The organism is bacterium (genome assembly GCA_022616075.1).
In the GTDB taxonomy this organism is placed as follows: Bacteria; Acidobacteriota; HRBIN11; order JAKEFK01; family JAKEFK01; genus JAKEFK01.
In genome coordinates, this window is the sequence record JAKEFK010000317.1 from 1 (window position 1) to 9,218 (window position 9,218).

Annotated in this window: 11 protein-coding genes; 4 read left to right on the top strand and 7 right to left on the bottom strand. The window is 47.7% G+C overall.

What is annotated here, in order from left to right:
• The 4 genes from L0156_25190 to L0156_25205 form a co-directional block, all read right to left on the bottom strand.
• Positions 1 to 1,335 (bottom strand): transposase zinc-binding domain-containing protein (locus tag L0156_25190; protein ID MCI0606295.1); only part of this gene is annotated, 1,335 nt, incomplete at its 3' end.
• A 217-nt stretch (positions 1,336 to 1,552) separates the two neighbouring features.
• Positions 1,553 to 1,780 (bottom strand): hypothetical protein, encoded by a 228-nt coding sequence (locus L0156_25195; protein MCI0606296.1) that lies wholly within the window; start codon positions 1,778 to 1,780, stop codon positions 1,553 to 1,555.
• 122 nt (positions 1,781 to 1,902) lie between these two features.
• Positions 1,903 to 2,142: a hypothetical protein gene (locus tag L0156_25200; protein MCI0606297.1), complete on the bottom strand. Its 240-nt coding sequence runs from the start codon at positions 2,140 to 2,142 to the stop codon at positions 1,903 to 1,905.
• A 54-nt stretch (positions 2,143 to 2,196) separates the two neighbouring features.
• Positions 2,197 to 2,910 carry a hypothetical protein gene (locus L0156_25205; GenBank protein MCI0606298.1) on the bottom strand — a complete coding sequence of 238 codons (714 nt, stop codon included), beginning with the start codon at positions 2,908 to 2,910 and terminating at the stop codon, positions 2,197 to 2,199.
• A gap of 59 nt (positions 2,911 to 2,969) precedes the next feature.
• Between L0156_25205 and L0156_25210 the strand changes: the two genes are divergently transcribed.
• From L0156_25210 to L0156_25220, 3 genes are all read left to right on the top strand, one after another.
• Entirely contained in the window at positions 2,970 to 3,290 is a 321-nt protein-coding gene (locus L0156_25210) for a hypothetical protein (GenBank protein MCI0606299.1), read from the top strand.
• Positions 3,287 to 3,580 carry a hypothetical protein gene (locus tag L0156_25215; protein ID MCI0606300.1) on the top strand — a complete coding sequence of 98 codons (294 nt, stop codon included), beginning with the start codon at positions 3,287 to 3,289 and terminating at the stop codon, positions 3,578 to 3,580. The genes L0156_25210 and L0156_25215 overlap by 4 nt, the downstream gene beginning before the upstream one ends.
• Positions 3,581 to 4,004: 424 nt before the next feature.
• The gene (locus L0156_25220) at positions 4,005 to 4,145 is read left to right on the top strand and encodes a hypothetical protein (GenBank protein MCI0606301.1); all 141 of its coding nucleotides are present in this window, start codon (positions 4,005 to 4,007) and stop codon (positions 4,143 to 4,145) included.
• A gap of 251 nt (positions 4,146 to 4,396) precedes the next feature.
• On the opposite strand, the gene L0156_25225 is transcribed toward L0156_25220, so the two are convergent.
• Complete coding sequence (locus tag L0156_25225) at positions 4,397 to 4,702, bottom strand: DUF4258 domain-containing protein (GenBank protein MCI0606302.1); 306 nt, start codon at positions 4,700 to 4,702, stop codon at positions 4,397 to 4,399.
• 271 nt (positions 4,703 to 4,973) lie between these two features.
• Positions 4,974 to 7,700 carry a protein kinase gene (locus L0156_25230; protein ID MCI0606303.1) on the bottom strand — a complete coding sequence of 909 codons (2,727 nt, stop codon included), beginning with the start codon at positions 7,698 to 7,700 and terminating at the stop codon, positions 4,974 to 4,976.
• Positions 7,701 to 7,956: 256 nt separating this feature from the next.
• Between L0156_25230 and L0156_25235 the strand changes: the two genes are divergently transcribed.
• Positions 7,957 to 8,379: a hypothetical protein gene (locus tag L0156_25235; GenBank protein ID MCI0606304.1), complete on the top strand. Its 423-nt coding sequence runs from the start codon at positions 7,957 to 7,959 to the stop codon at positions 8,377 to 8,379.
• Positions 8,380 to 8,395: 16 nt separating this feature from the next.
• On the opposite strand, the gene L0156_25240 is transcribed toward L0156_25235, so the two are convergent.
• Positions 8,396 to 8,968, bottom strand: coding sequence for a response regulator transcription factor (locus L0156_25240; protein MCI0606305.1), 573 nt, complete (start codon positions 8,966 to 8,968; stop codon positions 8,396 to 8,398).
• Between the last annotated feature and the right edge of the window lie 250 nt (positions 8,969 to 9,218).

The following is a 9,218-nucleotide window of genomic DNA, read 5'->3' on the forward strand; positions in this document are numbered from 1 at the left end:
CAGTGGAGGACGAATGCAGAGTGGCAGCGGATCAAATTTGTATTGCAGGTGAGCCAGGATCTTGTCGATGACCTTTCCATCCTTGATCACCGAGACAATATCCATTTTGGAATGGCAATTTGGACAAAGAAGGGGGTCTACTTCACAAACCAAACGAATCAGAGCTGCCCAGTTGGCTCGCCGCTGAAAAACCCACTCGCATTCGGGTTGTGGTGAGCAAACAGCTTTTGCGGCGGCCGAGATTTGGCGTTTTCGAAGCTTGCCTCTATGCGAATTCGAGTAGGCTCCACAATAGCGGATTGTCTGGGCTCCTTTTTCCGGGATGTGAGATGTGAGTTTTGCGATCCAGTCGATGGGATCAAAGAGCTGACCGGCAGCTTCAAACAGCGAATCACACCGGTCGTTGGGATGGCGGCCCGTGGCCAGGTACTTCAGGGCTTCGTTTTGTGGATCAAGCTGAAGCCTGCTTGCAGAGACGGGAGGACGAATGATATAAAGGCCCACACGCAGAATGTCCTGTTTGTCGATGATTTTTGGACCTGCATAAACCTGAAATCCCGTATGTTTCCAGGAACGCATCCTTGTAATGAGGTCTTTGCCGATCCGTTCCTTCTTGACAAGCAGTCGAAAAACATTGGCTTCGAAAAGTTCCCGGATGATATTTGCCTGTAACAGCCCAACCGGCTCAAAGGAGCCATCGCGCCGGAAAACCGCGCAAGCAATTAAGCCATGGATGTGGGGATTCCGGTTTAGAAAATCTCCCGCTGTAGCAATCGAAAGAATGCCGGCCGGTAAAACTTCTTTGCCGGCGCAGGCTTCAAAGTATTGCACAATAGCCTTCCAGGCGCATCGCGCCAACTCACCAAGTAACTTGCGATGAAAGAGGAACAGAATCCGAAACATTTTCGGAATGGAAAAGACAATATGGCTGTGCGGACAATCGGCTAAAACCTGGCTTGAAACAAACTCTCGCCACAGGACCGAGCGTTTGGCCGAACACGACGGACAAAATCCACGCCGCCGACAAGAAAACGCCAACAAATATTCGTTCTTACATTGAGGGCAGCGAACCCGCGCAAAACCATTTTTTAAGACACCGCAATTGATGAATCTTTCCACCGTCGACCGGATAATGGATCGCCACTTGCCGTAGTGCTTCTCAAAACGAAATTCGTATTCCGCTGCGAAACGCTCGAAATAATGAAAAAGCACCGAATAGAATGGATTCCTCTCCGGTCGCCTGGGCCTGTAAACCTTCTCTGTTTTATAAGGACACTTATCGCCCATCGCGGGCAAACCAATATCAAGAGCGAGGCCAACACCGGAGATCTCCAATCTCTCTCTCGCTACGCAGCGACAGCGAGATCATCCGGGAATGGGGCTTGATGGAAAGAGTTTTTCCCTCAAACAGGCAAATGAAGCAAATAGAGCATGTTGAGTGTGTCAACTTTATTTGCTCATGTTGGCAAACGGCAAAACGGCGATGGAATTGCTTACTTCTTTTTCAGCAGTTATTTGGGCTTGAAAAAATATTGCTCCACACAAATTGCATTCACAGATGCCGGCGGATGAGTGTTTCACTGTCTCCAGAGTAATCGGTCGCGCGCTCCCCTGGACACGGAAAACCGGAAATCCCCTCTTCATTTTCCGGGTGGACGTTTCCACCTTTAAAACCTTTTCGGATCAGCGTCGAAACGGCTTTTCCAAGTGAAATGCGCTGCTGCTGCGCAAAAACCCTCGCCGTTTCATACACAATCGTCATCGATGTGTTGTTCGGCATTATCCGTCTCCATTCGCTCCTGGCGGCTATTTCGCTCTGCTCGCTGGAATGATCCCCGGGGTTCTGATGACTGAGCACCCCAAAAATTTTGTGCTGCTCGCTTCACGAGCTTAATTCTTCATTCACTTCACCGGTTCGATTTCGGTTGGCCTCCAACTTTTGTGATTCAGCATGTTCAAGGAATCGGTTGCTTTTTCTACCTGAAGATGCAGGTTGCGAATGTTTTCCTGATTTGAAACATCAAGAGAATGGATACTGATATTTTTTGGAAACTTAGAAAGGAGACTTTCCAGGTCTTCAGCGCGCGTTGGATTCCGGCAAGCTGCAAAAACACGCTCCCCGCGTTGTGAATATTGTTTCACGAATTCCAGTTCCAATCCCGCGATTTGCGCCTGTAATCAGGATGTTTAGAATATTCACTCTGTACTCGGATCTTGCAGTTCGTATCGCTGAGAGCCGCCGTAAAAATCAGGATCCAGGATACCAAGATTTGTCGAAAATAGAGGCACCGGAGGGGAGGCTTCAAAATTGTCTCCCGGTTTGATTGCGACAGACATCATCTTACCGTCTAATGAAATATAAAATAGTTCCTTTCCGTCCGATCGCCATCTGGGTTCACCTCCACCCGAAGAAATTTGCCATTTACCTTCGCCGGAGGGAAAACGTCTCACATAAACTTCTTGCCGGCCCGATTCTTCGGAAGTATACGCAACCCAGTTTCCATCCGGGGAAAACTGGCCCTGAACTTCTTGACCGGAACCATTCAAAAAGGCTTCTTTCTCAGGAGGCTCGGACATCTCCAGGTACATCAAGTCCAGATCTGAGAGATTGCCAGCGCTATGAACCAGTAAATATTTGCCATCGGGAGACCAATCGATTGGATGTTCATTTTCGGTACCCAGCAAAATGGGCTGTTCCTGTCCTTCACCAGTGGCAGGTTTTCGGTAAATTTTAGATTGCTCAGCATTCCGATGGGACGCAAATGCGAGCCACCGTCCATCCGGCGACCAGGTTGGATTTTCGTCACTCGTTGAAGGATCAAAAGTAACCCTCGTTTGAACGCCGCGAACCAGATCAATTACCCAGATGTTAACAGGCACCTCCGCTCTTCCGATTCTTTTCCGATTCACCCCCAAAGATCAGATCCTACAATTGACGTAATCAAAAAATTACGCTAATTTAAAAAGGGATGATGAAACCTGATCCTTCGTTGGAGCCTGATTGGGATGGCGAGAACATAGATCACATTGCAAAGCATGGGATTCGACCGGTGCAGGTGGAAGAGGTGTACTATGGTGAAGGACTGTATCCAACGCTTGCGGTTAGAAACAAGCTGAAAAAGGGCGGAATGAGTCAATATCGATATCGATTATGGGGCACGGACGCGTCCGGAACTTACATCGAGGTTATCATCGCTCTCTATGCCAACTACGGACTTTGGAGGTGCGTAACAGCATATCCCATGCCGGTGGCAACTCGAAAAGTCTATTTAAGGAGAATTAAGAAATGAGCAAACTTACCGCAACAATCAGAAAACGACTCAAGAAAGAGGCCTTATTATGGGATACTTTGCTTGCGAATGAGAGTCCGGAGAAAGTTGAAAAACTCCTGGCAAGAGCGCAAATGTTTATGGCTCGTCGACCTCCCCGACAGCCGGTGTGCATCCGCGTTGACCCTTTTGACCTTTCCATGGCAAAACGAATTGCGCGCCGAAAAGGTATCCCCTTTACTCAGCTAATGTCTATGTGGCTGCACGAAAGAATCGAAGAGGAGAAAAGCCGCGGGGATCTCACGGCATAAGCAAGCTCTTCGGCGAATTCTAGCAGCGGCGGGTCCTAAGTCGGGTCAATCGCACTTAAGCCACGAACTTTACTATCCAATTCGATAGGCAACCTCCTGCTTTCTTTTTTGTTATGAAGATAGTCTACCAAGACACGCCTGTGGATTCTCAATGAATTTGGCTTTCGAAGTCGGATTGTCAGAATTCCATAATGCCTTTCAGTACGATGTTTCGCAAACCCTCTATCGGTAGTGACTAGAAGTCTTTGTTCACTTTGTGCCAAAAACCAGACCGGCAAGTCCTTAATTCCTTTGCGGCCGCGATCGTGAAGGCTCACAATCCCGATTTTGCCCTGGCATATGCCGAACTGTCCAGAGCTCATTCAGGGATGTATCACCAGTTTTACGATCGTAATTCGGAAACCCTTAGCAAAGCAAAACAGCCATGGACAAGATTGAATATTTGCTTTCGATCCCCACCTACGGTCTCATCGGCCCCAGTGTTCCCATGCTTCGCATCGATCCAACATGGGATCCGTTGCGCAACCATCCGCGTTTTCAGGAGCTACTGGGGAAATACTCGTGAGTTGCGCGTTTCGATTTCAGATATTCAAAAGGCGTGCAGTGCGATAATCGGCGAGCGGGAAGGTAATCCTGGTTCTGATTTTTTTACTTGATTCTGCAATTTTTTCCAATGTTCTATAGACTTTGGCTTCAAAGTATAGTTCTCCGCATTTATCGCAGACTCGTACAGGAACATTATCTATGTAGACAACCTGTTTCTTGTAATGAAACGGGATCCGGATAATCTTTTCGCTCAAGGTCCCGTCGCAATACTCACACTTCTCTTTTTTCATTATTGTTACCTTCTATTCTATACGCAGTAATGATTCTAAGCCACCCTGTGGCTGACAGCCTGCAAACAATTCCCACATTCTTTCCGTCAAGAGCTTTACCGATGACTTCAAATCTCGTCCCTCTGGGATCTCGTGTGAACCGCTTCGCGACCTTTCCTGTAACAATCGCCTGCTCGATATCCAGAGCGGTCAAATCATCTTCGGACATCTCTTCGTTTGCGTGACCTGAGATCATGTATTTCTGCTCTCTTACCAATTGCCTGAATCTTTCTATGGCATTTCTCATCGAACTTTCGATGTGCGAATTGTTTATACAATCTTCGCACGTACAGGCTCAAATTATAACTGCAAGCAGTCACCACGTTACTAAATCATCCGCCTGTAGAAACTGAAAATCGTCAGCCGATGGCCTTTTCAGAAATCAGATCGTGTTGTTTGTATAATGATCTCAGAAATCCTATGACACTTTCTGCAGGCATTGTACTTGGGGCTTACCAGATTCTTGCGCCGCTGGGTAAGGGTGGTATGGGGGAAGTGTATCGAGCCAGGGATAAAGACTAACGACTCGGAGTCCAGTTGGTGATTATGTGCATGCTCGGAGGTGTCCCGGCTACCACCACGGTATTGACAAGAAAACGGGATCCATCAGCAGTTACGTCGTATCGCTGAGAGCCGCCGTAAAAATCAGGATCCAGAACACCAAGATTTGTCGAAAAGAGAGGCACCGGAGGGGAGGCTTCAAAATTGTCTCCCGGTTTGATTGCGACAGACATCATCTTACCATCCAATGAAATATAAAATAGTTCCTTTCCGTCCGATCGCCATCTGGGTTCACCTCCACCGGATGAAATTTGCCACTTGGCTTCGCCGGAGGGAAAACGTCTCACATAAACTTCTTGCCGGCCCGATTCTTCGGAAGTATACGCAACCCAGTTTCCACCCGGTGAAAACTGGCCCTGAACTTCTTGACCGGAACCATTCAGGAATGCTTTTTTCTCAGGAGGCTCGGACATAACCAGGTACATCAAGTCCAGATCTGAATAATTGCCTGCGCTATGAACCAGCAAATATTTGCCATCGGGAGACCAATCGATGGGATGTTCATTTCCGGTACCCAGCCAAACGGACTGTTCCTGTCCTTCACCAGTGGCGGGTTTTCGGTAAATCTTAGCTTGCTCAGCATTGCGATGGGACGCAAATGTGAGCCACCGTCCATCCGGAGACCAGGTCGGATTTTCATCACTCGTTGAAGGATCAAAAGTAACCCTCGTTTGAACGCCGCGAACCAGATCAATTACCCAGATGTTAACAGGCACCTCCGCTCTTCCGATCGAGCGTCCTATCTCACTTAATGCAGTAATTGCCGCGCGTTTTCCATCAGGCGACAAATTCAAACTTACGTACGATCCCACAGGTCCCACAGTTCCTAAATTTTTTCCATTTCTATCGAACCAATAAAGTTGTGTTTTCTGAAATATTCCGCTCACGCGAAATGCAATCGTACCATTCAGTGATGAAGTGATAGGTGCGGCTCCACGCAAAACGTTGATGGGAAGCTCCGGATCTACAATTCGGATGGGGTCTCCCGTTAATCGTGGTGGATCCATTTCCAGCTTTTGAGCAACAAGAGAACCTGCCTGAATGTACAGCAAGTACCCGGGATCTAAATATTGCGCCATGAATTGCGTCTTCATCAGACGGACAGGTTCTTTCGAATCCAATGATCCAACATAGATCGCCCGTTTAGTAGGATCACTAAAATCATTCAGGAAAAGGAAATGTTTGTTATCCGGAAGCATCGCAGGCCAGGAGTGCCCGATTCCCTTCTCCGTCGTATCCAGTTGAGTAACCAACTTTGGCTCACCACCTTCAGAAGAAACTCGTTGGAGTCCGTTGTTCATGGTTGCGAAAAGGATGGTTCCGTCCGGGAGCCAATCTCCGCCTCGAAATTCCCCATGCAGGTCACAGATAACTTGAGGAGTTCCTCCGGAAAGAGGCACCTTTACCAGCCTGGTTCCTGAAGCGAAGGCAATATTTTCGGCATCAGGGGACCAAAAGGGCATGCGAGCACTCTCCGTGCCCGCAATAGGCTGCGTGGAAACAGAGGAGAGCGAACGCAGCCAGAGCTGATCTTTTTGGTTCGCACTTGCAACCAGATAAACCAGCTTTGTTCCATCGGGCGAAATTGCAAAATCAGGATCCGCCTGATTGGCGAGAAGGAAGGTGCTTCCAGGTTCAGGATCTATTGAAAATTGGGTTTCGACTGCCTTGCGGGGCTTTTCTAACCATTTCGGATAAAACAAAAGCAGTAGTCCGCTCAACGCCAGGAGCAAACCAGCAGCGACAATCCATCCAGGAAGAGAAGCCCGATTGCGGCCTTTTGTCGAAGAAACAGAAGCCACCGAGGTAAGCTGAGTAGTATCGCTCCCTTCTGAAATCCAGCGCAATTCTTTGCTGATGTCGTGCGCGCTTTGCCATCGATCCTCAGGATCTTTTGCCAGACAATTCTTGATCAGTCTTTCTAATATGGGTGGAGTCAGGGGTTGCAACTCAGAAATCGGCTTCGGTTCCTCTTTTAGAATCGCGGCGATTAAACTGGCCTGACTTTTCCCCTCAAATGCTTTCTTGCCCGTTGCCATCTCATACAAAACCGCTCCTAATGCAAAAATATCAGTGCGGTGATCTGCGTCTTTTCCTTCCAATTGCTCGGGTGCCATATATTGAAAAGTACCGAGCACCATTCCTTCCTGCGTAAGATCTCGATGTTCCGTTGGAAGAGTAGAAACATCCGGTCGAGATTTTGATTCGGACCTGAGCTTTGCCAATCCAAAGTCCAGAAGTTTTGCTCCTGATTTCGTCAGAATGATGTTGCCCGGCTTGAGATCCCGATGCACGATGCCCTGTCTGTGTGCCTTATCGAGAGCATCCGCGATTTGAATTCCGTAGCGCAGGAGATCCTGACGCGGCAAGGATCCATTTTTCAGTCGGGATGAGAGCGTCTCCCCTTCAATAAATTCCATCACAATATAGTCGGTGCCGTTCTGGCTTCCGATATCGTGCAAAGTACAGATGTGAGGATGATTCAGACTTGAAACAGCCCGTGCCTCCCTTTCAAAACGCTGCCGTAAATCGGGATTGGATGAAAGATGGGACGGAAGCACTTTGATCGCGACGATGCGATCCAAACGGGTGTCCCTGGCACGATACACCTCGCCCATTCCACCGGCGCCAATCGGTTCCAGAATTTCGTACGGACCGAGCTTTGTTGCTGAACCCAGGGTCATCGCTTCTTATTTCATCACAAAGCAAGATTGCATGGAAGCAGCTCAGGGATTCATATTTAGACGTTTGCTTTATCGCTCTCACCGGAGTGAGGCCGATGAATGAAATATAGTAGTGCTCACCACCGGAAACTAATTTTTCGCATCCGTCCGAAATACTCCTCGAGCCATATGTGGCAATAGCGAGCTTAAGTGGCCGGTTCCTCTTCCCCGATCTCGAGGATAAAATGGTTTGATCGAAGTTATTGAGGAGGCCCTGATGAAACGAAGAGAATTCTTACAAACGAGCGCGATGGCCTGTGCTTTTGCCATTGCTAATCCGATTTTGAGCAAATTCAACACCGCTGCGGAAGAACCATCCACTATTTCGAGTTTGTTTGAATTAGAAGAAGCTACGTTCGGACAATTACAGGAAGCGATGCAATCCGGAAGTCTCACAGCAAAATCTATTACAGAGGCATATCTGGCGCGCATAGAACAAATCGATCGCAAAGGTCCTTCCATAAATTCAGTAATTGAAATCAATCCGGATGCGCTTTCGATAGCAGAAGCGCTGGACGCCGAGAGAAAAGAAAAAGGGCCTCGCAGCGCGCTTCATGGGATTCCCATTCTCATTAAGGACAACATCGATACCGCGGATCAGATGCTTTGGAAGAATTCTCCCCCACACCTCTGCACTTAGCGCATCAGATCGAGATTTAAATAGAAATGAATCCTGTTGTAATTCCTTCTTTTACCGCCTCTGTTCGGCTAAAAACGCTCAGTTTTTCGAATATCGAACTGATATGAAATTTAACTGTGTGTTCCGATATTCCGAGAACATAAGCGATCGACTTGTTCCCTTCTCCGTCGGCAATCAATCTGAGAATTTCAAGTTCACGCGGAGTTAGTAGAGCAGCCTCATGAAGATCGGCGCGGTTCTTTTTTGAATCGTGCAATACTTTGAGTCCTGCAGCAACGGCGTGCAGGCCCCAAAGAATTTGGTTGTTGGTGGAGTCCAACGTCAGGACGTCGTCAAATTCGCCACCCAGTATGGAATTCGTTGAAAAAGGTTCTTCGAAGCGGTTGCAAAGCACGAGCACGGGTTTTGAATTTTGCACGAGTGTGTTTTTGGCGCGATCTAAAGAAGCGCGGTTCCGGTTTTCTTCAAATATCAGAAGAACATCCGCATTCGCAAATCCCTCCAGAAGTTTTATCTTATCTGAGGAGATCAAAAAAGTATTTAAGGAATCTGGAATGGCTTCTTTGTTTACAAGAAATACCCGGATCATTCCTTGCGTTGCCGAAATGGACGTTCTCCAACTCTCACGTTCACGTCCTGAATTCTTCCTCCCCGGATCACACTGATTTTCACTATCTCACCGATCAATCCTTCTGTAAGAGAACTGTGAACCTCTTCTATAGAGTTTATGGTTTTTTCTATTTATAAAACTTCTCTTTTCAGAATCTCAGATTTTGTTCACGTTTTTTCAGACATAGGAAAGTCCCACCTCGGTCATCAGATTCTTGAACGTTCGATCG